The sequence below is a fragment of the Sphingorhabdus rigui genome (assembly GCF_014196595.1).
Taxonomy (GTDB): Bacteria; Pseudomonadota; Alphaproteobacteria; order Sphingomonadales; family Sphingomonadaceae; genus Sphingorhabdus_B; species Sphingorhabdus_B rigui.
Map to the genome: position 1 here is coordinate 870,275 of NZ_JACIEA010000001.1, position 24,172 is coordinate 894,446.

At 55.5% G+C, this 24,172-nt stretch carries 22 protein-coding genes and 1 other RNA gene; 21 read left to right on the plus strand and 2 right to left on the minus strand.

The features are described 5' to 3' along the window. Window positions 1-140 precede the first annotated feature (140 nt). The 10 genes from GGR91_RS04055 to GGR91_RS04100 all read left to right on the plus strand — a co-directional run bounded on the left by GGR91_RS04055 (window position 141) and on the right by GGR91_RS04100 (window position 11,723). Complete coding sequence (locus tag GGR91_RS04055; RefSeq protein WP_183940291.1) at window positions 141-866, plus strand: TorF family putative porin; 726 nt, start codon at window positions 141-143, stop codon at window positions 864-866. A gap of 74 nt (window positions 867-940) precedes the next feature. Further along, window positions 941-2,287, plus strand: a complete 1,347-nt coding sequence (locus tag GGR91_RS04060) for a glutamine synthetase family protein (RefSeq protein WP_183940293.1) — start codon at window positions 941-943, stop codon at window positions 2,285-2,287. After that, window positions 2,287-3,558, plus strand: coding sequence for an NAD(P)/FAD-dependent oxidoreductase (locus tag GGR91_RS04065; RefSeq protein WP_183940295.1), 1,272 nt, complete (start codon window positions 2,287-2,289; stop codon window positions 3,556-3,558). Before GGR91_RS04060 ends, GGR91_RS04065 begins: the two co-directional genes overlap by 1 nt. Before the next feature lie 20 nt (window positions 3,559-3,578). Further along, entirely contained in the window at window positions 3,579-4,901 is a 1,323-nt protein-coding gene (locus GGR91_RS04070; RefSeq protein WP_221204212.1) for an aspartate aminotransferase family protein, read from the plus strand. Between the two features lie 23 nt (window positions 4,902-4,924). Beyond that, window positions 4,925-6,328, plus strand: a complete 1,404-nt coding sequence (locus tag GGR91_RS04075; RefSeq protein WP_183940299.1) for a glutamine synthetase family protein — start codon at window positions 4,925-4,927, stop codon at window positions 6,326-6,328. 124 nt (window positions 6,329-6,452) lie between these two features. Then, window positions 6,453-6,547: signal recognition particle sRNA small type (ffs, locus tag GGR91_RS04080), an RNA gene on the plus strand. A 178-nt stretch (window positions 6,548-6,725) separates the two neighbouring features. Further along, window positions 6,726-8,372, plus strand: a complete 1,647-nt coding sequence (locus GGR91_RS04085; protein ID WP_183941545.1) for a DNA polymerase III subunit gamma/tau — start codon at window positions 6,726-6,728, stop codon at window positions 8,370-8,372. Then, a complete protein-coding gene (locus tag GGR91_RS04090; RefSeq protein ID WP_183940302.1) occupies window positions 8,369-8,704 on the plus strand; it encodes a YbaB/EbfC family nucleoid-associated protein in 336 nt (111 codons plus the stop codon). The genes GGR91_RS04085 and GGR91_RS04090 overlap by 4 nt, the downstream gene beginning before the upstream one ends. A gap of 154 nt (window positions 8,705-8,858) precedes the next feature. Continuing rightward, entirely contained in the window at window positions 8,859-11,258 is a 2,400-nt protein-coding gene (gene lon / locus GGR91_RS04095) for an endopeptidase La (RefSeq protein WP_183940304.1), read from the plus strand. A 192-nt stretch (window positions 11,259-11,450) separates the two neighbouring features. Next, window positions 11,451-11,723, plus strand: a complete 273-nt coding sequence (locus GGR91_RS04100; RefSeq protein ID WP_183940306.1) for an HU family DNA-binding protein — start codon at window positions 11,451-11,453, stop codon at window positions 11,721-11,723. 183 nt (window positions 11,724-11,906) lie between these two features. Here GGR91_RS04100 and GGR91_RS04105 read toward each other — a convergent pair whose 3' ends face one another. Next, window positions 11,907-12,146 carry a hypothetical protein gene (locus GGR91_RS04105; protein WP_183940308.1) on the minus strand — a complete coding sequence of 80 codons (240 nt, stop codon included), beginning with the start codon at window positions 12,144-12,146 and terminating at the stop codon, window positions 11,907-11,909. Window positions 12,147-12,324: 178 nt separating this feature from the next. Next, entirely contained in the window at window positions 12,325-12,735 is a 411-nt protein-coding gene (locus tag GGR91_RS04110; RefSeq protein WP_183940309.1) for a hypothetical protein, read from the minus strand. A 238-nt stretch (window positions 12,736-12,973) separates the two neighbouring features. Between GGR91_RS04110 and rpsB the strand changes: the two genes are divergently transcribed. The 11 genes from rpsB to fabZ all read left to right on the plus strand — a co-directional run bounded on the left by rpsB (window position 12,974) and on the right by fabZ (window position 24,080). Beyond that, window positions 12,974-13,783 (plus strand): 30S ribosomal protein S2, encoded by an 810-nt coding sequence (gene rpsB, locus GGR91_RS04115; protein WP_183940311.1) that lies wholly within the window; start codon window positions 12,974-12,976, stop codon window positions 13,781-13,783. Between the two features lie 148 nt (window positions 13,784-13,931). Beyond that, the gene (gene tsf / locus GGR91_RS04120) at window positions 13,932-14,858 is read left to right on the plus strand and encodes a translation elongation factor Ts (RefSeq protein WP_183940313.1); all 927 of its coding nucleotides are present in this window, start codon (window positions 13,932-13,934) and stop codon (window positions 14,856-14,858) included. Window positions 14,859-14,960: 102 nt separating this feature from the next. Further along, window positions 14,961-15,686: a UMP kinase gene (pyrH, locus tag GGR91_RS04125; RefSeq protein ID WP_183940315.1), complete on the plus strand. Its 726-nt coding sequence runs from the start codon at window positions 14,961-14,963 to the stop codon at window positions 15,684-15,686. 3 nt (window positions 15,687-15,689) lie between these two features. Then, a complete protein-coding gene (frr, locus tag GGR91_RS04130) occupies window positions 15,690-16,247 on the plus strand; it encodes a ribosome recycling factor (protein ID WP_183940318.1) in 558 nt (185 codons plus the stop codon). A gap of 151 nt (window positions 16,248-16,398) precedes the next feature. After that, window positions 16,399-17,118, plus strand: coding sequence for a polyprenyl diphosphate synthase (gene uppS / locus GGR91_RS04135; RefSeq protein WP_246337039.1), 720 nt, complete (start codon window positions 16,399-16,401; stop codon window positions 17,116-17,118). Next, the gene (locus GGR91_RS04140) at window positions 17,115-17,852 is read left to right on the plus strand and encodes a phosphatidate cytidylyltransferase (protein WP_183940320.1); all 738 of its coding nucleotides are present in this window, start codon (window positions 17,115-17,117) and stop codon (window positions 17,850-17,852) included. The genes uppS and GGR91_RS04140 overlap by 4 nt, the downstream gene beginning before the upstream one ends. A 2-nt stretch (window positions 17,853-17,854) precedes the next feature. Further along, window positions 17,855-19,021 carry a 1-deoxy-D-xylulose-5-phosphate reductoisomerase gene (locus tag GGR91_RS04145; RefSeq protein WP_183940322.1) on the plus strand — a complete coding sequence of 389 codons (1,167 nt, stop codon included), beginning with the start codon at window positions 17,855-17,857 and terminating at the stop codon, window positions 19,019-19,021. Then, complete coding sequence (gene rseP, locus GGR91_RS04150) at window positions 19,011-20,132, plus strand: RIP metalloprotease RseP (RefSeq protein WP_322788765.1); 1,122 nt, start codon at window positions 19,011-19,013, stop codon at window positions 20,130-20,132. The genes GGR91_RS04145 and rseP overlap by 11 nt, the downstream gene beginning before the upstream one ends. A gap of 185 nt (window positions 20,133-20,317) precedes the next feature. Further along, on the plus strand, window positions 20,318-22,909 hold the full coding sequence (gene bamA / locus GGR91_RS04155) for an outer membrane protein assembly factor BamA (RefSeq protein ID WP_246337040.1): 2,592 nt from the start codon (window positions 20,318-20,320) through the stop codon (window positions 22,907-22,909). Continuing rightward, on the plus strand, window positions 22,909-23,613 hold the full coding sequence (locus GGR91_RS04160; RefSeq protein WP_183940326.1) for an OmpH family outer membrane protein: 705 nt from the start codon (window positions 22,909-22,911) through the stop codon (window positions 23,611-23,613). The genes bamA and GGR91_RS04160 overlap by 1 nt, the downstream gene beginning before the upstream one ends. Before the next feature lie 5 nt (window positions 23,614-23,618). Continuing rightward, on the plus strand, window positions 23,619-24,080 hold the full coding sequence (gene fabZ, locus GGR91_RS04165; protein WP_183940328.1) for a 3-hydroxyacyl-ACP dehydratase FabZ: 462 nt from the start codon (window positions 23,619-23,621) through the stop codon (window positions 24,078-24,080). Window positions 24,081-24,172 lie beyond the last annotated feature (92 nt).

Sequence of the window (24,172 nt, forward strand, 5' to 3'; positions counted from 1 at the left end):
TGCACAATAAAGCGCAGGCCGATATGTATCGGTATTGCGCAGGCATTTAGATTTAGCGGGATAGAACGGTATCTGCCGGATGTAGCGCTATGCGGTCGCTTTCGGCGCAGTTTTTTGTGTACCTAAGAAGGGGTAATTTTATGCGTAAATCCATTTTGAAGCTGGCAACAATGAGCGTCGCGATGAGCGCGATGGCCATTTCCGTTCCTGCTTTCGCCCAGGACGCGGCGGCAGAAGAAGCCTCCGGCCCAATCACTGTTTCCGGCGGTGCCGCTTTGGTATCCGACTATCGTTTCCGCGGCGTATCGCTCTCTGATAAGGGCTTTGCGCTTCAGCCATATTTGACCGTCAAGCATGAGTCCGGCTTTTATGTCGGTGCGTGGGCTTCAAATCTCTCCGAAAATGCGGGCGATGATCTTGAAGTTGATCTCTATGCCGGTTTTTCGGGCGGTGAAGAACTGACTTACGACATCGGTGCGACTTATTATGTCTATCCAGGCGTCTCCAGCTTCAACTATCTTGAGCTGACCGGTAAGCTCGGCTCAACCGTCGGACCCGCAACCGTTGGCGCTCAGTTGAGCTACGTCCCAAGCCAGGACAACACCGGTAACACCGATAACGTCTATGTCGCTACCAATGCGTCGATCGCTTTGCCTGACTCACCAATTTCGATCGTCGGCTCAATAGGCATTGAAGATGGCGCGTTTACCGCGGGCAGTGAAAAGCTCGATTGGACGCTTGGTCTGACGGCTAATGTTGCAGGCTTTACACTTGGCGCATCTTATGTCGACACCAACCGTCGTTCGGTGTTTGCATTTAAAGACAGCGCGGCTGGCGTCGTATTTTCGCTCAGCTACGGTTTCTAAGACCGTAAATTGAATTCCATGATGTGCGCGGGCTGGCTTGACCTTTTCAAGTCGGTCTGCGCACATATTGTTTTATGACTATAAACCTCGCCAATTGGATAGCCGAGCATAAGATCGACGAGGTCGAATGCATCGTTCCTGATATTAACGGCGTGCAGCGCGGCAAGGTTTTGCCGGCCAAGAAATTCCTGTCGTCTGTCCGCGATAAATCGCTCCGCATTCCCGGTAGTGTCTTTATCTGCACAATCGACGGCCATTATCCCGAAGATATCGAAGATATTTGGGACAAGGATCCAGACAAAATCCTGATCGCTGATCCCGACACCATCTGCGTTGCGCCCGGTTTTAAATCGCCAACCGCATTTGTGATTGCTGACGTCCTCCATGGTGATGGCACTGAAGTGGAAATCGCGCCGCGCACGATATTGAAAAAGATTCTGGCCCTTTACGCCAGCCGCGGGTGGAAACCCATCATTGCGCCCGAGGTTGAATTTTATCTCGTCAGCCAAAATGTCGATCCGGACTTTCCGCTTGTGCCGCCGACGGGGTCGAGCGGACGGGCGGAAACGGCAAGCCAGCCTTATGGGCTTGAGGCGATGAATGAATATGAAGACATCATCGATCACATCTATGATGACTGTGAATTGATGGGTCTCGACATCGACACGATGATTCACGAAATGGGTGCTGCCCAGCTTGAGGTTAACTTTCTGCATGGCGACCCGCTGAAGCTTGCGGATCAGGTATTTCTATTCAAACGCGTTGTGCGCGCTGTGGCCAAGCAGCATGGTGTCTATGCCACATTCATGGCCAACCCGATGGCGGGCCAACCGGGCAGCGCGATGCATCTGCACCAATCGGTGGTGGATGCTGAAACCGGCCGCAATCTGTTTTCGAACGCCAATGGCCGCGACAGCGCGCTTTTCCGGAGTTATATCGCGGGGCTTGTGAAGTTCATGCCACAAGTATCGCCGCTTTGGGCGCCGAACGTGAACAGCTTCCGCCGGATGCGTCCCGACAGCGCCGCACCGATTAACGTCCAATGGGGCGAAGATAACCGCAGCTGCGGCTTCCGTGTGCCGATTTCTGACAAGGCCAATCGCCGCGTCGAAAACCGTTTGCCCGGCGCGGATTCCAATCCCTATCTCGCGATGTCCGCATCCTTGGTTTGTGGCTATATCGGCATGGTGGAACGCATGATCCCGGCCAAGGCGATAACGGGCAGCGCCTATAATCGTGCGCGGACGCTCCCCCGAACCTTGGAAGCAGCGCTGGACCGCTTCAGCGCGTGTAAGCCCGTCCGCAACCTGATTGGCGAAGAGTTTTTCGACATTTTCTATGCCATCAAAGACTATGAATTGTTCAATTACCAATCGGTCGTATCAAGCTGGGAACGCGAGCATTTGTTGCTGAGGGTGTGATGCCTGATCGGTTGAATGACAGCTATTACCGCGCGACCGCGCATGGCTGGGAAACGCAGCGTCCGCTCGATTACGCTTTGGATTGCGACGTCGCGGTCATTGGCGGCGGCTTTACGGGTTTGTCGGCCGCATTAGCCTGCGCCGAAAAAGGGCTTAAGGTCGCTTTACTTGAGGCCCAGACCATCGGCTTTGGTGCATCAGGCCGCAATGGCGGGCAGCTCATTCCCGGGCTGCGTTGGTCGATGCGTGAAATCGACGCGGAGTTTGGACGAGAGCGGGCAAAAGCCATATTCGATTTGGCATGGGGTGCAGGCGCAAGGGTGCATGACCGCATCGTCAGGCATGATATCCCATGCGATCTGAAATCGGGTCATCTCGAAGCCGCCTATAAGCCGGGACATTTCGACGACATGCAACGCGAGGCCGCTTTTTTGGCGCGCGAATTTGGCTGGGATTCAGTCGAGGTTGTCGCACCTTCCGACATCAATACACACATCAACGGCGGCGCATACCACGGCGGCCTTTATGACGCCAAAGGTGGGCATTTCCATCCGTTGAACTACGCGCTTGGACTAGCAAAAGCGGCGCTGGCCGTAGGTGTTTTGATATTCGAAAATACCACCGCGCAAACGCCGGTGGACCGGGCTGGCTATGTCGAGATCGCGGCGGGGGCAGGATCGCTCAACGCCCGTCACGTGATCATTGCCACCGACAACTGGACGGGCGATATTGCGCCGGAACTTGGCCGCTACACTGTCCCCATTATGAATTATAACATCGCGACAGCGCCATTGCCCAATGCCGACCAGCTTTTGCCCAGTGACGCGGCGGTTGCGGACAGCCGGTTTGTTTTGAACTATTTCCGATTGAGCGCAGATAAACGCCTGATTTTCGGTGGTGGTGAAAAATATGTCCGACGCCCGCCGGCAGACATCGCAGGATTTGTCCGAAAGCATATGGTTGAGGTCTTTCCCTCGCTTGCCCAGACGAAGATCGATTATGCATGGGGAGGTGCAGTGGGCGTGACGATGAACCGGCTGCCGCACATGGGGCGCAAAGGGAATGTTTTCTACGCACACGGCTTCTCCGGTCATGGCGCGTTGGTCACAACGGTCGCGGGCGAGGTGATGGCAGAGGCTGTGCTTGGCACCATGTCGCAGTTCGATGTCTTTGCCAGCCTGCCGCACAGCCGGTTCCCGGGCGGCAAGTGGTTGGCGCGGCCGCTCGCGACCCTTGGACTGCTCTATTATGCAATGCGAGACCGACTGTGATAGCAAGGGCCGCCATAGAAATGATGCGCACGCGTGAGGTTGCGCGGTTTGTTGAAGCCAACCCAAAGTCGCATGCGCAGTCCCAAGCGTCAAAAAGCTGGTTTCAGGGTGTTCCATTCCATTGGATGCTCGATTGGTCCACGCCATTCCCGATCGTCGCTCAGGAGGCGTCTGGCGCGACGCTGACGAGTGTTGACGGGCACGTCTTCGATGACTTCTGCCTTGGCGATACAGCCAGCATGTTTGGCCATTCGCCGCAGCCATTGGTCGAGGCCCTGACCGGGCAAGCGGGGCAGGGGCTCAGCTATATGCTCCCGACATCAAAGGGTGCAGACGTGGGCGATATGCTCGCCGCAATGTTCGGGCTGCCGCAATGGCAAGTCACGACCACGGCAAGCGAGGCAAATCGCGCCGTTATTCGCTGGTGCCGTGGGTTGACCGGCCGCGACAAGATTTTGATCTTCAATGGCTGTTACCATGGCGCGGTCGATGATGTTTTTGTTGACCTGCGTGATGGCGAGGCGGTCAATCGGCCAAGCCTGATCGGACAGGTGCAGGATTTGCTGCCGACCACTGTCGCAATCGAGTTTAACGATGTGGATGCACTTGCGGCGGCATTGCGGGGCGGCGACATTGCATGTGTGCTCGCGGAGCCTTTGATGACCAATATCGGCATGGTGCGAGACGCGCCGGGCTTTTTGGAGACGTTGCGCGCCTTGTGTGACGAAACGGGCACGATATTGGTGCTTGATGAAACCCACACCATTTCTTCGGGCTATGGCGGGCACAGTAACACCCACGGACCAAAGCCTGATATCATGGTGGTGGGGAAATCCATCGGCGGCGGCGTGCCATGTGCGGTCTATGGGTTTACGGACGAAATCGCGAAAAAGATGGCGGCGCTGAACCAGTCGCGTCCGCCGGGACATAGCGGCATCGGCACGACATTGTCGGCTAATGCGCTCGCTATCTCGGCCATGCACGCGATGTTGGGGCAGGTCATTACGCGGGATGCTTATGCCCATATGTTGGCGACCGCGGACCGGCTGGTATCGGGATTGAATGCCGTGATCGCGGCGCACCAGCTTGACTGGCATGTCAGCCATGTCGGTGCCCGCGTGGAAATGATATGCTCTGCGGTGCCGCCGCGTAACGGCAGCGAGGCGCGCGCCGTGATGGACCATGCGTTGGAAAGTGCGATCCATTTATACCTCGCCAACCGCGGCATATTGCTGGCGCCTTTCCATAATATGATGCTCGTCAGCCCCGTGACGTCGCCGGCGCAGGTCGATCGGTTGGCGTTTGAGTTGAACAATGCGCTGACTGAGCTACAAGCGTCTTAAACAGGGTAAGTGAAAGTGACGTCATGACAATTAAGCGGGCCAAGTCATCTGCGACCATCGCCGCACGAAGCGAGGCTGAGGCCTTTTTTGCGGCGAACCCGGATATTGACTCTGTCGAAATGATTTACACCGACATGGGCGGCGTGCCGCGCGGCAAACGTCTGCGCCAGCATGAGGTGCTATCGGTGTATGAAATCGGTCGCTTTTTCCCCGGTTCCATCACCGTGGTCGACATTACTGGACAAGATACCGTTGAAACAGGCTTGGTCTGGGAGGATGGCGACGCTGATCGTTCGATGAAACCAATCCCGGGAACACTCGTCCGGACGCCATGGGCGGGGGACAATGCCGCGCAATTCATGGTCGATTTTTATGAGCTGGATGGTCAGCCGCATGATCTGGACTCGCGGCATGTGTTGGGTTTGGTCGTTGACCGTTTCGCAGAAATGGGGCTGACCCCGGCATTGGCGGTCGAGCTTGAATTTTATCTGTTGGACCCGAAGCGTGCCCGTGACGGTTCCATTCGCCCAGCGCGGCCCGATTATAGCCACCAAACACCACAAATGGTTGAGGTTTATGGCCTGCGTGAACTGGACGACTTCCGGCCGTTCTTTGATGAGCTGTATGAAACCTGCGATATTCAGGGGCTTCCCCTGGAATCCGCTATATCCGAATTTGCGCCGGGGCAGTGCGAGCTGACCTTGCGCTACAAGCCCGACGTGTTGCGGGCGTGCGATGATGCAATCATGTACAAACGGGTGGTGAAGGCCGTGGCGCAAGCACATGGTCTGGAAGCGACCTTCATGGCCAAACCCTTTGCGGAACAAGCAGGCTCCGGCATGCATATTCACGTGTCGATGAACGATGCCGACGGGAACAACCTGTTTGCGTCGGATGATCCCGAAGGCACGCCAATGCTGCGCCACGCCATTGGCGGCATGATTTCAGCGGTGGGCGATTGTTTCGCGCTCTTTGCGCCGCATGCAAACAGCTACCGCCGGTTCAAGGCGAACAGCTATGCGCCCGTCGCGCCGACATGGGGCGTCAACAACCGCACCGTTTCTTTCCGGATACCGGCAGGCCCGGCGGCAAGCCGCCATGTCGAACACCGCGCATGCGGCGCTGATGCCAACCCATATCTGGCCGTCGCGGGCGTTCTTGCGGGTATCCATCACGGCATCGTCAACCAGATTGATCCCGGCCCCGCAGTCGTCGGCAATGGGTATGACCGCGACAGTTCAGGCGATGACAATCCGCCAAGCAACTGGTTCGCTGCGGTTGACCGCTTCCATGGGTCAAAGCTGATGCGCGAGTATCTGGGCGAACGCTTTGTGGACATGTTCACAATCGTCAAACGCGTCGAACAGGACCGCTATTTCGGTCAGGTCCCGTCAATCGACTATGACTGGTATTTGCGAAACGCTTAAGCGCTAGCGGTAGGAAAGCTTATGGAATTGCGGTAAATGAACGGTTCGCCGGCACGATACACGCGCCTTAACACATTCGTTTCCGCCCCACTTGCATTTCACCGATGTCGCGGCCATATGCGGCGTGGGAGTCGGATGGACGTGGCACTCGCCAACCTGGTCAGATCCTGACGGAAGCAGCCACAACGAATTCGCTGCGGGTCATCCGGCTCCTACTTTTCCCCGCCTTTTCTTTTAGAAAACTTCGACAAAGGTCGGTGACCGTCCTATCGTAACGATGATGCCCGATTCCAATCGCCCAGAATTCGCAGAACGCGACCCGGATATGCCCGATGATGCTTTGGGACTTGGCCTGGAATTGCCGCCCGTAGCGCAACCGACAGCTCCTGCCGCACCCATGCCGTCAGCGCCAGCTGCTGCTCCGGCAAATACCGGTGGAGCGGCTTACCGCGTGCTGGCCCGCAAATATCGTCCCCAAACCTTTGCCGAGCTTATTGGCCAAGATGCGATGGTGCAGACGCTTGGCAATGCGATTAAGCGCGATCGGTTGGCGCATGCGTTTTTGATGACTGGCGTGCGCGGTGTCGGTAAAACCTCGACGGCGCGGCTGATTGCCAAGGCGCTGAACTGCATTGGTACGGACGGGCAGGGTGGCCCGACGATTGATCCCTGTGGCACCTGCGAGCCGTGCGTTGCTATCGCCGAAGGCCGCCATATCGATGTCATCGAAATGGATGCCGCGAGCCACACCGGCGTGGATGACGTCCGTGAAATTATTGAGGCTGTGCGCTATTCTGCCGTTTCGGCACGCTACAAGATTTACATCATCGACGAAGTCCACATGCTGTCGAAAAACGCGTTTAACGCGTTGCTGAAGACGCTTGAAGAACCGCCCGGCCATGTCAAATTCCTATTTGCGACGACCGAAGTGAATAAGGTTCCGATCACCGTTTTGTCACGGTGCCAACGGTTTGATCTTAAGCGTATTTCCACCGCAAAATTGGCGGACCATTTCGCGGACATCGCTGCCAAAGAACATGTTGAGGCCGAGGTTGAGGCGCTGACATTGGTTGCGCAAGCCGCCGAGGGCTCCGTACGCGACGGCTTGTCGATACTCGATCAAGCCATTGCCCATGCCGACATGGAAGGTGACGGCAGGGTTACGGCTGCGCAAGTGCGCGATATGCTTGGCCTGTCGGATCGCGGCGCAATCCGTCGGTTGTTTGGCCTGATATTGGCGGGCGACGCGCAAGGCATGCTGGCGGAAGCCCGCAGCCAATATAATCTGGGCGTTGAGCCGCTCGCGATGTTTGCCGGGCTTTTGTCCGAAGTGCACCGGCTGACGCTCGCAAAGGTTGGCGCACCGCGCGATGGCGCTTTGGATGCCGACGCTGCTGCATTGGTGGAAGAGCATGCGGATCGTCTGTCCTTTCCAGTCCTGCACCGTTTGTGGCAGCTGTTGCTGAAGGGGCAGGAAGAGGTCGCGCGTGCCTCTGTACCGCTTGATGCTGCGGACATGGCGCTTTTGCGCGTTATTCACGCCGCGACACTTCCCGATCCCGGTGAGTTGGCCAAGATGATTGGGCAGGGCAGCTTTGCTGCGCCACCGGCCTCTGCGGCCACTGGACCGAGCGCGCCACAGTCCGCGACCGTGCAGACGTTAATGCCTAGCGATTTCCATGCACTTTTGGATCGTTTGGCGCGCGAGGGTTTTGTCGGTCTGGAGATGACCCTGCGGGATGTTGTCCGTCTGGTTGAATATGCGCCACCGGTATTGGCATATCAGCTGGCGGGGCCCGTTGCGCCCGGTTTTGTTGCGGAACTGCGTGATGCTTTGGCGAAGGTGACCGGCACGCGCTGGGACGTTGAAGAGCGCGCTGGCGAGGCTGCACCAAGTTTGTTGGAGCAAGAGCAAGCGAAGATCGACGCTGAAAAGCGCATAATATTGGAGTCACCTCTGGTCAAAGCGGCGTTTGCTGCGTTTCCGGAGGCGGAGCTGCTCGACAGCGACGCGCATGACATGAAATGGAGTAAGAGCGCATGAAAAGCATGGAAGACATGATCAAGGCAGCCCAAGAGGCAGCCCAAAGCATTCAGCAGCAAATGGAACAAGCGCAAGCGACGCTCGACACCATTCATGTCGAAGGCCAGTCTGGCGGCGGTTTGGTGAAAGTCCGCGCCACGGCAAAAGGCCGCATCTTGAATGTGGCAATCGATGACAGCCTGATCGTTCCTGCTGACAAGACGATGCTGGAAGACCTCATTACCGCAGCATTTAATGACGCCCGTGAAAAAGCGGATGCCGCGAGCAATGCTGAAATGGGCAAAATGTCGAGCAGCCTGCCTTTGCCTGCCGGGTTCAAACTGCCGTTTTAATCCCGCCAACATTGGCGCCATTTTCATTTAAACCCGTTTTTTCCCCAGCAAATTGCGCTTTTGGGGACCAGATGCATTGAAAGCCTGCGCAGAGCACTCATATTGAGCGGCAACGGGCGTGCCGCATTTTTGCGCGACCCCAGTTGGAGTATCTATGGATCTGAACCTGCCTTTATTGCCCTTGCGCGATATCGTTGTTTTCCCCGGTATGATTGTGCCCTTGTTTGTGGGGCGGGATAAGTCGGTCGTCGCGCTGGAAAAAGCGATGGCGGCGAACAAGGAAATTTTCCTCGTCGCGCAGCTTGATCCTGCCGAGGACGATCCCGGCAAAGATGATTTGTACGATATCGGTGTAACCGCGACGATTATGCAGTTGCTGAAGCTGCCTGACGGTACTGTGCGCGTTCTGGTTGAAGGCAAGCAGCGCGCGCAGCTGCGCGATTTGGTTGAGCAGGGCAGCGAATATGTCGAAGCGGCGGTATCCCTCGTTGTCGAACAAAATGCAGAAGGTCCTGAAGCCACCGCCCTGATGCGTTCGGTCGCGGACCAGTTTGAAAATTATTCGAAGCTCAATAAGAAATTGCCCGCTGAAACCGCGGTGCAGCTTTCGGAGATCGAAACGCCGTCGGCGCTTGCGGACGCCGTCGCGGCCAATATCCAGTTAAAGGTGTCGGATAAGCAATCGCTTCTGGTTGAAGCGAACCCGCTTCGCCGCCTGGAAATGGCGTTTGCCTTCATGGAAGGCGAATTGGGCGTATTGCAGGTCGAAAAGAAAATCCGTGGCCGCGTGAAGCGCCAAATGGAAAAGACCCAGCGCGAATATTATCTGAATGAACAGATGAAGGCCATCCAGCGCGAGTTGGGCAATGACGATGGCGAAGGCGGCGACGAAGTGGCCGAGCTTCAAAATAAGATCGACACGACGAAGCTGTCCAAAGAGGCAAAGGCGAAAGCCAATGCCGAATTGAAAAAGCTACGCGGCATGGCACCCATGTCGGCCGAGGCGACCGTCGTGCGCAATTATCTCGATACGCTTTTGGGCATACCATGGGGCAAAAAGTCCAAGCTGAAGCGCGATATTGCCAAGGCGCAGGAAGTTCTTGACGAGGACCATTTTGCCCTCGAAAAGGTCAAGGACCGCATTGTCGAATATCTTGCGGTACAGGCACGCACCAACAAGCTTAAAGGCCCAATTTTGTGCCTCGTCGGACCTCCCGGCGTTGGTAAGACGTCGCTTGGCAAATCGATTGCTAAGGCAACGGGACGTGAGTTTATCCGTCAGTCGCTTGGCGGCGTGCGCGATGAAGCGGAGATTCGTGGCCATCGCCGGACCTATATCGGTTCGATGCCCGGTAAGGTCGCGGCCAATTTGAAAAAAGCAGGAACGATGAACCCGCTGTTCTTGCTCGATGAAATCGACAAGCTTGGTCAGGATTTTCGTGGCGATCCGGCGTCTGCATTGCTTGAGGTTCTCGATCCAGAACAGAACAACAAGTTCAACGACCATTATCTGGAAATCGACTTGGACCTGTCCGACGTGATGTTCGTGACAACGGCTAACAGCCTTAATTTGCCACAGGCGCTTTTGGACCGCATGGAAATCATCCGGTTGGAAGGCTATACCGAAGACGAGAAGCTAGAGATTGCGAAGCGACATTTGCTCGACAAGCAAATCGAAGCTCATGGGTTGAAGCCGGAAGAATTCTCGGTCAGCGACGATGCTCTGCGTGATCTGATCCGCTATTACACGCGCGAAGCCGGTGTGCGTACGCTTGAGCGCGAAATTGCAAAGCTGGCGCGTAAAGCGCTGCGCCGCATCTTGGAAGGCAAAGCCACCAGCATTGCCATCACACCCGATAATCTCGCAGATTTTTCGGGCGTCCGTAAATATCGCCACGATATGGGCGAGGAAGAAAACCAGATTGGCGCGGTTACGGGGCTTGCTTGGACGGAAGTTGGCGGCGAACTGCTCACCATCGAAGCTGTGACTGTTCCGGGTAAGGGCCAGATCAAGACCACCGGTAAGCTGGGCGAAGTGATGGGCGAGTCCATTCAGGCCGCCTTGAGCTACGTTAAGGCGCGTGCACCGAGCTATGGCATTAAGCCAAGCCTGTTCGGGCGCAAGGATGTCCATATCCACCTTCCCGAGGGTGCTGTGCCTAAGGACGGTCCATCGGCAGGTATCGGCATGGTGACATGTATCGTCTCGACCTTGACCGGCATTGCGGTGCATCGCGACGTTGCCATGACGGGTGAAGTTACCTTGCGCGGACGCGTGCTCCCAATTGGCGGACTGAAAGAGAAACTGCTCGCCGCGCTCCGGGGCGGCATCAAGACGGTGCTCATTCCGCAGGAGAACGAGAAGGACCTCGCCGATATTCCAGGCAACATAAAAGAAGGTCTGGAAATCATTCCTGTCAGCCATGTCGATCAGGTGCTGGCGCGTGCGTTGGTGTCGCCTCTGGTGGCCGTAGAATGGACGGAAGCCGATGAACTTGCTGCGGCCTTGCCGCCTGCAGTTGGCGGCGAAAACGGGGCGTCGGTGACCCATTAAGGGGTGATTTATTGCTTTCGGTTGGTCGTTATCGTTGAAACTGGCAGTTTTTCACAGAAAATGACGGTTTTGGGCGGATTTTTCCTTTGACAGTGCACGCAATGTCATCATTATCGCGCGACCGGCTCACGCCGCGACTCAATTAATCAATGTTTTGAGTTTCATACAATTTTTGAGAGGGGGGTTCCCAATATGAACAAGCAAGATCTCGTCAATGCAGTTGCAGACGCAAGCGGCCTGACCAAGGCAGATGCTGGTAAAGCAGTAGAAGCGACCTTTGAAGCAATCACTGGCGCGCTGAAGAGCGGTGGCGAAGTACGTCTCGTTGGCTTCGGCACATTCGGCGTTGCAAAGCGTAAGGCTTCGACCGGCCGTAACCCACGCACTGGCGAACCAATGACCATCAAAGCATCGACTCAGCCTAAGTTCAAGGCTGGCAAGGCGCTTAAGGATGCCGTCAACTAAGACAGGCCAAATCTATTTGGGAAAAAGGGCGGGGCGAAAGCACCCGCCCTTTTTTTATACCCGACGCTAGCGGATATAGCCGTGGTGCAACATGGCAAATATAACGCACACGCAAAAACGCCGCCATGACGGCGGCGTGATGATGCAGCCGATATGCTCGGCCCGTTTGTGCAATAAACCTTATTAAGCGGCGAGGCGCATTTCGCCCATGGAGCGGCCAGCGACCGGGAATGCGATAATCGTTGCAGGGGTGCGACGACGCATGTCGCCACATATGATGCGCCGTTCGCGGGCAACTTCGCCTGCAAATTCCATTGCAACGACTTCACGTATCCGCGGCATTGCGTTGCGCACTGTTAAAAATATTGTGCCGGCTGACAAGCCAAGCGCGGTCACAAAAAGAAGGGAAGCTACGATAGTCATGGCACTGGTCCTTTCTGTCCCCCGCCAAATTATTTAGCGGGCTTTGCTGGCCCGGCATGGGCAGCGTTTGAGCCCTTGTTCGCTATTTGTTCTTACTTGTCAAGCATGTTCTCACCGACGAAATGAAGTGGAGTATTTCGGGGATTATCTGTGGAAAACTTCCGTAATCAGGACAGGTTCAACGCCCTTCGCTTTTTCCGCGCCTTTCAGCGAACCATGCCTGTAACCCTTGTCGCGAGCAGCCGGTAAATCCATTTGATCCGTTTACCGAGCAGCTGTTGGGAAGAACTGCGCGGGCATAGCCATCGAGGCTCTCGACGGCGGACGTCCAGCTCCCGCCGCGAACCGGTGCGCCTTCGGCTTTACGCAGCGATTCGGGAACGCGGTATCGTTCGCTTTCGGGTTGGGCAGCGCACACGACAATTTCATCGCCTGCCGCCTTGGGGCATTTGTCTTCGCCGAAAGTGACGAGAAACGAAATGCGTTCGGGAGGAGCGGATACCAGTGCCTCACCCAACGGATTGCCTTCGGCCTGCAAAGGACTGCACAGCAGGGCAATGGGCAATAACAACGTAATGCACTTTAACATATATGGCCTTTATGCCGTTCCAGTGTGTGGGCTAAGCTGCGTCGGCTGAACGCTTTGTTAATAGCAAGGGCGCCCAATATTTGGCCAGCTGTACGCGTTTGTTCTTGACGAATCCCCACCGCGACTATAACGGCGCGCTCATTCCACATGGGAAACGCACATACCGGTGCTGATCTTTGTCTTTTAGGCAACAGTGACGTTCTAGTTTCCCAGAGGCTCAACCGGAAGGAGAAGTACCATGGCGGCACCTGTCGTAACCATGCAGCAATTGCTTGAAGCTGGGGCCCATTTTGGCCACCAAACACACCGTTGGAACCCGCGTATGAAGCCGTATATCTTCGGCGCGCGCAACGGCATCCACATTCTCGATCTCTCGCAGTCCGTGCCTTTGTTCGCACGTGCGCTTGATTTTGTTGCCCAGAGCGTTTCGTCGGGCGGCAAGGTTCTGTTCGTTGGCACAAAGCGCCAGGCACAGGGCCCAATCGCGGACGCAGCCCGCGCATCGGGTCAGCATTTCGTCAACCACCGCTGGTTGGGCGGCATGCTCACCAACTGGAAGACCATTTCGAACTCGATCAAGAAGCTCAAGACGCTTGAAGAGCAGCTTTCGGGCGACACGCACGGTTTCACGAAGAAGGAAATTCTTCAGATGACCCGCGAGCGCGACAAGCTTGAAATGAGCCTTGGCGGTATCCGCGATATGGGCGGCATTCCTGACGTGATGTTCGTCATCGACGCCAACAAGGAAGAACTCGCCATCAAGGAAGCCAATGTTCTTGGCATTCCTGTCATCGCGATCCTCGATTCGAACGTATCGCCAGACGGTATCGCGTTCCCGGTTCCTGCAAATGATGACGCAGCGCGCGCCATTCGTTTGTACTGCGACGCCGTTGCCACTGCGGCGACCAAGGGCAACGTAAATGCTAAGGTTGCCAAGGGCGTTGACCTTGGTGCCGAAGTTGAACCAGCTGCTGAACCTGCATTGGCCGAAGAAGCTGCACCTGTAGCCGAAGTCGCTGCAGAAGAAGCACCGGCTGCCGACGCGTAAATAAACCTTATGACCCCCCGACTTGTTCGGGGGGCATGACCCGAAATATCGGTGTACACATCGTTTTCGGATCATATTTTCCCGCTTTCACGGGAATGACAAAATTGGCGGCTATGGCTGCCGCCGCATTCATTCGAAAGGACAAAATATGTCTGCAATTACAGCTTCAGCCGTCAAGGAACTGCGTGAGCTTTCCGGCGCCGGCATGATGGACGCCAAAAAGGCGCTTGAAGAAACCAATGGCGATATCGAAGCCGCGGTAGATTTGCTGCGTGCCAAGGGCCTTGCAACTGCTGCCAAGAAATCGAGCCGTACGGCTGCAGAAGGTCTTGTCGGCGTTGCCGTTGAAGGTACCAAGGGTACCGCCATCGAAGTCAACAGCCAGACGGACTTCGTTGCGAAGAACGAACAGTTCCAAGAATTCGTTGCTGCCGTCAGCAATGTTGCCTTGAGCCTGAGCGCAAATGACGCTGAAGCGGTTTTGGCTGCGCCTTATGGCGATGGCGAAACCGTTCAGGACCGTTTGACCAACAACATCGCAACCATCGGTGAAAACCAGGTTATCCGCCGCGTTAAGTCGCTTTCGGTCAGCAATGGTCGCGTCGTGTCTTACGTGCACAACGCTGCTGCGCCTGGCATGGGTGGTATCGGCGTTCTCGTGGCGCTCGAAAGCGAAGCAGACGCTGCAGCGCTGGATGGCCTCGGCAAGCAACTGGCGATGCACATTGCTGCTGCATTCCCGCTTTCGCTCGACGAAACCGGTTTGGACGCAGAAACACTTGAGCGCGAGCGTGGCATTGCCCGTGAGAAGGCTTCGGAAAGCGGCAAGCCTGCCGATATCGTCGAAAAGATGGTTGAAGGCGCTGTTAAGAAGTTCGCAAAGGAAAATGCTTTGTTGAGCCAGCCATTTGTTATGGACGGCAAGACACCGATTTCCGACGTTGTTGCCGCCGCTGGTAAAGAAGCCGGCAAGCCAATCGTGTTGAAGGACTATGTCCGCTTCCAGCTTGGTGAAGGCATCGAAAAGGAAGTGTCTGACTTTGCAGCTGAAGTGGCTGCTGCGGTCGGCGCATAAATATTCTGGGCTTCCCCGTCAGATGACGGGGATAAAGCCTTGGCGATGTGGCGCGCGGCTCCTATAGCTGGGCGCCATTATTGTATCGGGACGAGGGACATTATGAGCGCGCACGGCTATCGTCGTATATTGCTTAAGCTTTCGGGCGAAGTGCTGATGGGGGATCAGGCCTATGGCATTGACCCAGATACCGTCGCGCGCGTGGCCGAAGAAGTGAAGGCTGCCCAGGATACCGGGCTGCAACTGTGCCTCGTTATCGGTGGTGGCAACATCTTCCGCGGAATGGCTGGTGCTGCCAAGGGCATGGACCGCGCACAAGCGGACTATATGGGCATGCTGGCGACGGTCATGAATGCTTTGGCCATGCAGAATGCGCTCGAACAGCTTGGTGTTCCCACACGGGTTCAGTCTGCCATCGAAATGGACAAGGTGTGCGAGCCTGTCATTCGCCGCCGCGCAGAACGTCATCTTGAAAAAGGCCGGATCGTGATCTTCGCCGCCGGCGTTGGTGCGCCATTCTTCACGACCGATAGCGGCGCTGCGCTGCGTGCTGCTGAAATGCAGTGCGATGCTTTGTTCAAAGGGACTTCGGTCGATGGTGTCTATGATGCCGATCCGAAGAAGGTCGCGACAGCAACCCGTTATGAAACATTGAGTTACGACCGGGTCTTGGCAGATAATCTGAAGGTTATGGACGCGAGCGCCGTGTCACTTTGCCGTGACAACAACATTCCAATCGTGGTGTTCTCCATCCGCGAACAGGGCAATATTTTGAAAGTGCTGGACGGAAGCGGCACTTCTACTGTGGTAACAAGCGAAGGAAATTGAATCATGCCGCAATATGACAAGACTGATGTCGAGCGCCGCATGAAAGGCGCTGTTGATTCTTTTAAGAGCGACCTTTCCGGTTTGCGCACGGGCCGTGCGAACGTAACCTTGCTCGACCCCGTGGTGGTCGAAGTATATGGCGCACACATGCCATTGAGCCAGGTTGCAACGGTCAGCGCGCCTGAGCCGCGGCTGTTGTCGGTACAGGTCTGGGACCGTTCAAACGTGACCCCGGTTGAAAAGGCTATTCGTTCGGCGGGCCTTGGCCTGAATCCGATTACGGATGGCCAGACATTGCGTTTGCCTATTCCCGATTTGACCGAAGAGCGCCGCAAAGAGCTGGCTAAGCTTGCAGGTCAATATGCGGAGAAGGCGAAAATTGCGATCCGCAACGTGCGCCGCGATGCCAATGACGGGCTGAAGACCGACGAGAATAAGAAGGAAATCAGCGAAGACGATCGCAAACGGCTAGAGACGGAAGTTCAAAAGATGACCGACGAGATGATCAAGGCCGTTGATGATGCCGCTGCGCACAAGGAAAAGGAAATCCTTAGCCAGTGATATTGGCGCAAGTCCCTCTAAAGACATTGTGCCATTCCCGCGAAAGCGGGAATTCATGGCCAAAGTTGTCAGTGAACGCTGATGACTTAGACCATGGCCCCGTGATCAAGTCGGGGATGACAATGTTTTGCGGGGCGGCAGGTCAATCATAATGCTGACCAACGGTTCCCAAACTGAGCGCATTGAGGCAGGCACCGGAAAAATGCCGCGGCATGTTGCTATCATTATGGATGGCAACGGGCGCTGGGCGAAAAAGCGCATGTTGCCGCGGGCGATGGGGCACAAAAGGGGTGTTGAGACCGTTCGCAAAATCGTGCGGGCAGCGGGCGAGTTGGGTTTGGAAACACTTACCCTCTATGCGTTTTCGAGCGAGAACTGGAAACGTCCGGAAGATGAAATCAACGACCTGATGGGGTTGATGCGCGAATTCATCAAATCGGATCTCGATGAATTTGCTGCCAATGATGTTCGTTTAAAGATAATAGGAAATTACAAAGCATTAGCGCCCGATATTGTGGAAATGCTTGAAGAATCGATTGCGAGAACGTCACAGAACACGCGCACGACGCTGGCCGTTGCGTTGAATTATGGTGCGCAGGATGAGCTTGTGCGCGCGGCCCGTTCCGCTGCTGCGCAGGGTGAGATTACCGTAGAATCTATCGAAGCCAATTTGGACACCGCAGGTCTGCCGCCGTTAGACCTTTTGATCCGGACGTCGGGCGAACAGCGGTTGTCTAATTTCATGCTGTGGCAAGCAGCCTATGCGGAGTTCTGGTTTACAGACACGCTGTGGCCCGATTTCAGCAAGGATGAACTCGCACAAGCTTTGACCGAGTTTTCGACGCGAGAGCGACGTTATGGTGGCCGATGACCGATAAGATCGTTCCGTTGCTGAAGCCGCGTTCCGACTTAGGCGTGCGGACATTGTCAAGCGTTGCCATGATGTCAGTGGCCATCGGCGCGATCTGGCTGGGTGGCTATGCGTTTATGGCGCTGATCCTTTTGGTCGGGTTGGGCGTGTACTGGGAATTTGCAAAGCTCGCGCTTGCGTTTGCCCGCAATATGTCCGCGCGTATCATCTGGCTTGTTGGCGGGCTTTTGTACGTTGGGCTCGCTTGCTTCACGTTGCTGCTGTTTAGCGCGCCGTTTTTTGGAATGACGCCCACAATCATGCTCATCGCCGGTGTCATCGGAACTGATGTCGGCGCATATTTCGCGGGGCGGACATTCGGCGGGCCAAGAATTGCGCCGCGCATTAGCCCGTCGAAAACATGGTCTGGTTTGCTGGGTGGAATGGTTGGCGCTGGCTTGATGATGATCGCTATTCAGGCCGCGATTTACGCATTCAGGGGCGGCAACGCGGGCGATGGCGATGTTTATCTGACTTATGGTTGGCAGCGCCTTGCATTGACCGGCGCTGCACTTGCCATTGTTGCCCAAATAGGTGATTTTTTCGAAAGCTGGATGAAACGACGGGCAGGGGTAAAGGACTCCGGAGGGCTTATCCCGGGTCATGGTGGCTTGTTTGATCGTACCGACGGTTTGATTGCCGTCGCATTTGTCGCTGGACTGATCACCATATCGCAAAGCGTAATGGGCAGTTAGCGATGACACGCAGCGTTTCGATATTCGGGGCCACTGGCTCTGTGGGGCTCTCCACCCTCGATCTCGTGCGTCAGCACCGTGATGCCTATCGCGTCGTCGCCCTGACCGCCAATAGCAATGCTTCTGCGCTTGCAAAGCTTGCCATTGAATTCGGCGCAGAGCTGGCGGTGGTTGCTGATGAGGCTTCGTATCCGGCGCTTAAAGATGCGCTGCAAGGCACGGGCATCGAAGCGGCTGCGGGCGCACAGGCGCTCATTGAGGCTGCGCAGCGTGATGTTGACTGGACCATGGCATCTATCGTGGGCTGCGCTGGACTGCCGCCCACCATGGCCGCGATACAGGCGGGCAAAACCGTTGCCCTTGCCAATAAAGAAGCGCTGGTTTCGGCGGGCGCGCTGATGATGGCTGCGGTGCGGCGGTCAGGCGCCGCGTTATTGCCCGTCGATAGCGAGCATAATGCCATTTTCCAGTGCCTTGCCGGTAGCAAGCTGGAGCATGTGCGCAAAATCACGCTGACGGCAAGCGGCGGGCCGTTTCGGTCGTTCTCGCTTGACCAGATGCGTGCCGTCACACCTGCGCAGGCCGTCGCGCATCCCAATTGGGACATGGGCGCAAAGATAAGCGTCGATTCCGCGACGATGATGAACAAGGGCCTTGAGCTGATTGAGGCATATCATCTGTTTCCCGTCGGGCTCGATAAGCTCGACATTTTGGTTCATCCGCAATCGGTCATTCATTCGATGGTGGAGTATGACGATTGTTCAACGCTGGCGCAGCTTGGTTCGCCGGACATGCGTATACCCATCGCCAGCGCGCTGGCATGGCCGGAACGTATGGCCACGAACTGCAAGCCGCTGGATCTCGCGACCATCGGACAACTGACGTTTGAGCAGCCCGACATTGTGCGCTTTCCTGCGCTGCGCTTGGCGCGTGCGGCCATTACCGAAGGCGGCGCAAAGCCGGCCATCCTGAACGCCGCTAATGAAGTGGCCGTCGAAGCGTTTTTGCATGGCCAGATTGGCTTTCTGGATATCGCAAATGTGGTGGAGGCAACATTGACGGCCTATGCACCGGCAGCGCCCACACATCTGGACGATCTGTTCAGCATAGATGCAGATGCCCGCATCTATGCGCGGCGTGAATTGGAGACATTGACGCGTGGCAACTGAATCACCCAATATCTTTTTGACCCTGATCGCGTTCATTGCGCTGATCGGGTCTTTGGTCGTTGTGCATGAACTTGGGCATTATTTCGTCGGCCGCTGGTTCGGCGTGAAGGCCGACAAATTCTCCATCGGCTTTGGTCCGCAAATTTGGGGCAGGGTAGACAAGCGCGGCACGCTGTGGCGCATTGGATTGTTGCCATTGGGCGGATTTGTTCAGTTTGCTGGGGACATGAACCCGTCCAGCCAAGCCGATGACAGCTGGCGGCAGCTGCCCGAGGCGGAACGCAACCAGACTTTTCAATCCAAGACGCTGTGGCAGCGCGCATTGATCGTGTTTGCTGGGCCGACGGTGAACTTCCTGCTCGCGATACTGATCTTCATGGGCTTTCTGTTGGCATTCGGGAAATCGGTTACACCGCCGGTATTGGACGTGGTTCAGCCCGGAAGCCCCGCCGCAGAAGCCGGTTTGATGCCAGGCGACCGAGTGCTAAAATTCAATGGACGCAGCATCGAAACTTTTAACCAGATGGCGAACGAGACCATCATGATCCCCGGTGAGCGCGTTACCATCGAAATCGAGCGCAATGGTGCGCGGCTGGCAAAAGAAACCGTCTTGGCCGAAGTCAAAGAAGTCGATCGCTTTGGTAACGAATACCGTATTGGCCGCATTGGCGTTGGCGCCAGTAAGGTTGAAACCCGGGAAGTCGGGATATTGGAGGCGCCCTGGGCCGCTGTCTTGCAAACAGGCAATGTTTTGCGTCAGCAGATGATGGGCCTTGGGCAGATTATTTCGGGCCGCCGTCCGCTTTCCGAACTTGGTGGGCCATTGAAAATCGCGAAAGTTTCCGGCGAAGCAATGAGCCTTGGCATTTTGACGTTCATAAGCCTTGCGGCGCTCATCTCGATTAACTTGGGGTTCATGAATTTGCTGCCAATTCCCATGCTCGATGGAGGACATCTTTTGCTTTACGGAATTGAGGCGATACGCAGACGTCCCGCAACGGCACAAGTGCAGGAGTGGGCTTTTCGTGCAGGTTTCGCAATGCTAGCTGCGTTCATGCTTATGGTGACATTTAATGACCTTGCGTCTTTCGGGCTTTTTGAAAGCGGCTGAAGGCATTGCATACTTGATTGCGGACGCTGCATGGGGCAGGGACGCAAAACTGTTTTAGCGGCAATAAGCCAACTCCCGGTGGGGGCCGGACATCAGATCGGATGACAATGAAAAGTAGACCTTTCGGCAACCTCAAAAGCGTTGGCATTTTTTTGATGGGTTCAACCGCCCTTGCGGCGCCTAGCATGATGGCGCCCGCATTTGCGCAAGCTACGCCACCTGCATCTGCCGCTGAGCCAGTCACGCCGGCTGCGGTGGATCAAATCAATTCCATTACCGTTGTTGGTACACAGCGACTCGAGGCCGATACGGTCCGGTCTTATATCCGCTTGCGGACAGGGCAGCCTTGGACTCAGGTTTCGGCCGACCAAGCGTTGAAGGACTTGTACGCGACTGAACTGTTCGCGGATGTCGCAGTGCGCAACAATTCGGGTGCGGTTGTCATTGAAGTACGCGAAAACCCCGTGGTTAACCGCATCATTCTTGAAGGCAACAAGCGCATCAAGAATGACAAGATCGAACCTGAGATTAAGTTGGCGCCACGCCAGATTTACTCGCGTTCGAAAGTACGCGCGGACGTTGCGCGCATCGTCGAACTCTACAAGCGTCAGGGACGCTTCGCTGCCGTGGTCGAGCCCAAGCTGGTCCAGCTGGATCAGAACCGCGTCGATATCGTCTTCGAAATCACTGAAGGCCCCAAGTCAAAAGTTCAGCAGATCAACATCATCGGCAACGAAAAGTTCTCCGATGGTGAACTGCGTGGCGAAATGGTTACGAAGCAATCACGTTTTTACCGCTTCTTCAGCTCAGGCACCAGCTACGACCCTGACCGTCTGGCATTTGACCAACAAAAGCTGCGCCAGTTCTATCTGACGCAAGGCTATGCTGATTTCCGCGTGGTATCTGCTATTGCGGAACTGACACCCGATAAGCAGGATTTCATTATCACTTATGTGGTGGAAGAAGGCGATCGCTACAAATTCGGCGATGTGAAGGTTGAAAGCCAAATCCGCGATTTCGATTCCGCTCGACTTACAGCGACGTTGCGCATGAAAAAGGGCAATTGGTACGACGCCAAGATGGTCGAAGATACGGTCGAAAGCCTATCGGAAACCGCGGGTCTATTTGGGTATGCTTTTGCCGACGTGAACCCTGATTTCCAGCGCGACAAAGAAACGCTGACGATGGGTATTACATTCAACGTGGCGGAATCGCCGCGGGTGTTTGTTGAGCGTATCGACATTAACGGCAACACAATGACGCAAGACAAGGTGGTGCGCCGTGAATTCCGTTTGAACGAAGGCGATGCGTTTAACAGTATTCAGGTGAAGCGCACCGCAGAACGCATCAAGTCACTTGGCTATTTTCAGGAAGATCTTGAGGTCGAGCAAGAGCAGGGCAGCGCGCCCGACCGCATCGTGCTGACGACCAATGTCGAGGAAAAGGCAACGGGCGAATTGTCGCTTTCGGCCGGTTTTTCGTCGATTGAAAACTTCATTTTCCAAGGATCGATCAGGCAGCGGAACTTCCGCGGTCTTGGTCAGGAATTGCGCACGAATATCTCGTATTCATCCTATTCGAAATCCGCTGAAATCGGTTTTACTGAACCTTATCTGTTCGACCGTTCGATTGCGGTGTCCGGCGATATCTTTCGCCGCGATTTGAACAGCTTCAACTTCTTCAACAATCAACGCAACACAACTTATCAGCAGGCAACCACCGGGTTTCAGCTGCGCGTTGGTGTGCCAGTGAACGAATATATCTATTTCCAGGCACGCTATGGCCTCAGCCAAGATGACATCTCGCTTGATGAAAACACGTTTTTCACTGACCCAGATGGCACAGGTCCGTTACCTGCATCTTGCGACCCAATCGTTGCGGGCCGCTTCCTTTGTGATGCCACGGGCAAACGCCTGACTTCATCGCTGGGTTACACCTTGTTATATGATGATCGCGATAACCGCATCCGTCCAACGCGTGGCCAGAGCGTTGGTATCAGTCAGGATTTCGCAGGGCTTGGCGGCAGCGTTAAATATGTCAAGACGCGCATTAACGCGGACAAATTTTGGAAGCCATTTGGGAACTTTGTGTTTGGCCTGTCGATTGAGAGCGGGTATATCCATCCACTAGAAAATCGCGGTCTTTCGTCATTGGGCATTGATGACGTCCGTTTGACCGACCGTTTCTATCTCGGTGAACCACAGATGCGCGGCTTTGATATTCGTGGCGTTGGTCCACGGGTACAGCGCGTGTTCTTTCAAGGCGATGTCGTCAACGGCGTAGCGGTGAATACGGCATTGACGGATCGGAACCAGATTCAGGACGACGCAATCGGCGGTCGGGCTTATTATATGGGCCGTGCGGAGCTTCAGATTCCGCTGGGCAGTGGTGCCAAGGAATTGGGTCTGCGCCCGTCATTGTTCCTCGATGTTGGTTCGGTTTTTGACGTTACCCGGCCGATATTGCAGACGGTTCAGCAACGCGAAATATTGTCTGATGGTACGCAAGGTGCGCCGCTGTATTACTTTGTGGACTTCATGGGGACATTGCAGACGTCAACCACCGCGACCAATGCGGACGGATCGGCACGCATATCTGCGCTGCGTTTCGAAGAGCGGTTCTTTGGCGATACATGGAAGCCACGTGTGTCGGTTGGTTTTGGCGTAAACTGGAACTCACCTTTTGGTCCGTTCCGCCTTGATATTGCCCGTGCGCTGCTAAAACAGCCCGGCGACGACACCAAATTGTTCACATTTAACGTAGGGACTCAATTCTAATGAAAATTCGCAACACCGCCATCGTGGCAGCTCTTTTGTCCGCAACAGCCATTGCCGCTCCTGCAACGGCTCAGGTAGCCGGTATTGCAACTGCCGAAACATCGGTTGCAATTGCCCGTTCAAAGGCACTCGGCACTGCGTATCAGCAGATCGGTGCGCAATACGCAGCCGTCGTTCAACAAATGCAGACCAAGCGTCAGGAAATCAATAACATCAATGTGCAGCTTGATATCAATAAGGATAAAGAACTGACGCAGGCTGAACTGGACGTTGCAATTAAAGCGAAAAACCCTTTGTTGGCGCAGCTGGATGCGAAGCAAAAGGAAATCAATACGCTTCAAGAGCCAATTATCTTGGCGCAATTATATGCAGTCGAGCAGGTTGCATTGAAGTATGAAGCGGCCCAGCAGGCGGTTATTGCTGCAAAGAAAATCAACGTTATCTTGGCACCAGATGCATTTGTTTGGGCACCTGAAGCCGTTGACGTAACGCCTGCGATTACCGCTGAACTGGACAAAGCTATTCCAGCAGCCGTAATCACACCACCTGCCGGCTATCGTCCGTCGCGTCAGATTGGCGCTTTGTATCAGCAAATTCAGCAGTTGTTTAACAACGCAGCGCAGATGCAAGCGGCTCAGGCCGCGTCGGCTCAGCCTCGTGCCGCTGCACCAGCAAACCCTGCAGCACAGCCCGAAAGCCGCTAAGCGGAATGAGCGAAGCTGATTTTAGCAATTATGACGTCCGCCGGGTTATGTCGGTGCTTCCGCACCGCTACCCGATGTTGCTGGTTGACCGCGTTGAACAGCTTGTCCCTGATGAGCGCATCAGCGCGATTAAAGCCGTAACTATCAATGAAGGGTTCTTTCAGGGACATTTCCCTGGAAGGCCCATCATGCCCGGCGTGCTGATTGTCGAAGCGTTGGCCCAAGCGGCTGGCGTTTTGGCGATGGAGAGCCTTGGGTTGATTGGTTCGGGTAAGCTCGTATATTTCATGTCCATCGACAATGCGAAGTTCCGTGCGCCAGTTGAGCCCGGTTGTTTGCTGCATCTGAATGTCGAATTTGTGCAAAAACGTCCGCGGGTTTGCAAATTCGCCGGTCGTGCGATGATGGGGGATCAGGTCGCGGCGGAAGCTGAATTTATGGCCATGATCGCCGATCCGCCGGCTTGATAATATTCGCGGATAATTGAATCTTGCTATAACTGGCGTCCACCGCTATGCGCGGCGCTTCCGAATTTAGGGCTTCCGGTCGGAAACCGGTT

Bases quoted from the DNA above. Each gene is read 5' to 3' on its own strand.
- GGR91_RS04055 (WP_183940291.1), top strand. From the start codon at position 141: ATGCGTAAATCCATTTTGAAGCTGGCAACAATGAGCGTCGCGATGAGC.
- GGR91_RS04060 (WP_183940293.1), top strand. From the start codon at position 941: ATGACTATAAACCTCGCCAATTGGATAGCCGAGCATAAGATCGACGAG.
- GGR91_RS04065 (WP_183940295.1), top strand. From the start codon at position 2,287: ATGCCTGATCGGTTGAATGACAGCTATTACCGCGCGACCGCGCATGGC.
- GGR91_RS04070 (WP_221204212.1), top strand. From the start codon at position 3,579: ATGATGCGCACGCGTGAGGTTGCGCGGTTTGTTGAAGCCAACCCAAAG.
- GGR91_RS04075 (WP_183940299.1), top strand. From the start codon at position 4,925: ATGACAATTAAGCGGGCCAAGTCATCTGCGACCATCGCCGCACGAAGC.
- GGR91_RS04085 (WP_183941545.1), top strand. From the start codon at position 6,726: ATGCCGTCAGCGCCAGCTGCTGCTCCGGCAAATACCGGTGGAGCGGCT.
- GGR91_RS04090 (WP_183940302.1), top strand. From the start codon at position 8,369: ATGAAAAGCATGGAAGACATGATCAAGGCAGCCCAAGAGGCAGCCCAA.
- lon (WP_183940304.1), top strand. From the start codon at position 8,859: ATGGATCTGAACCTGCCTTTATTGCCCTTGCGCGATATCGTTGTTTTC.
- GGR91_RS04100 (WP_183940306.1), top strand. From the start codon at position 11,451: ATGAACAAGCAAGATCTCGTCAATGCAGTTGCAGACGCAAGCGGCCTG.
- GGR91_RS04105 (WP_183940308.1), bottom strand. From the start codon at position 12,146: ATGACTATCGTAGCTTCCCTTCTTTTTGTGACCGCGCTTGGCTTGTCA.
- GGR91_RS04110 (WP_183940309.1), bottom strand. From the start codon at position 12,735: ATGTTAAAGTGCATTACGTTGTTATTGCCCATTGCCCTGCTGTGCAGT.
- rpsB (WP_183940311.1), top strand. From the start codon at position 12,974: ATGGCGGCACCTGTCGTAACCATGCAGCAATTGCTTGAAGCTGGGGCC.
- tsf (WP_183940313.1), top strand. From the start codon at position 13,932: ATGTCTGCAATTACAGCTTCAGCCGTCAAGGAACTGCGTGAGCTTTCC.
- pyrH (WP_183940315.1), top strand. From the start codon at position 14,961: ATGAGCGCGCACGGCTATCGTCGTATATTGCTTAAGCTTTCGGGCGAA.
- frr (WP_183940318.1), top strand. From the start codon at position 15,690: ATGCCGCAATATGACAAGACTGATGTCGAGCGCCGCATGAAAGGCGCT.
- uppS (WP_246337039.1), top strand. From the start codon at position 16,399: ATGCTGACCAACGGTTCCCAAACTGAGCGCATTGAGGCAGGCACCGGA.
- GGR91_RS04140 (WP_183940320.1), top strand. From the start codon at position 17,115: ATGACCGATAAGATCGTTCCGTTGCTGAAGCCGCGTTCCGACTTAGGC.
- GGR91_RS04145 (WP_183940322.1), top strand. From the start codon at position 17,855: ATGACACGCAGCGTTTCGATATTCGGGGCCACTGGCTCTGTGGGGCTC.
- bamA (WP_246337040.1), top strand. From the start codon at position 20,318: ATGATGGCGCCCGCATTTGCGCAAGCTACGCCACCTGCATCTGCCGCT.
- GGR91_RS04160 (WP_183940326.1), top strand. From the start codon at position 22,909: ATGAAAATTCGCAACACCGCCATCGTGGCAGCTCTTTTGTCCGCAACA.
- fabZ (WP_183940328.1), top strand. From the start codon at position 23,619: ATGAGCGAAGCTGATTTTAGCAATTATGACGTCCGCCGGGTTATGTCG.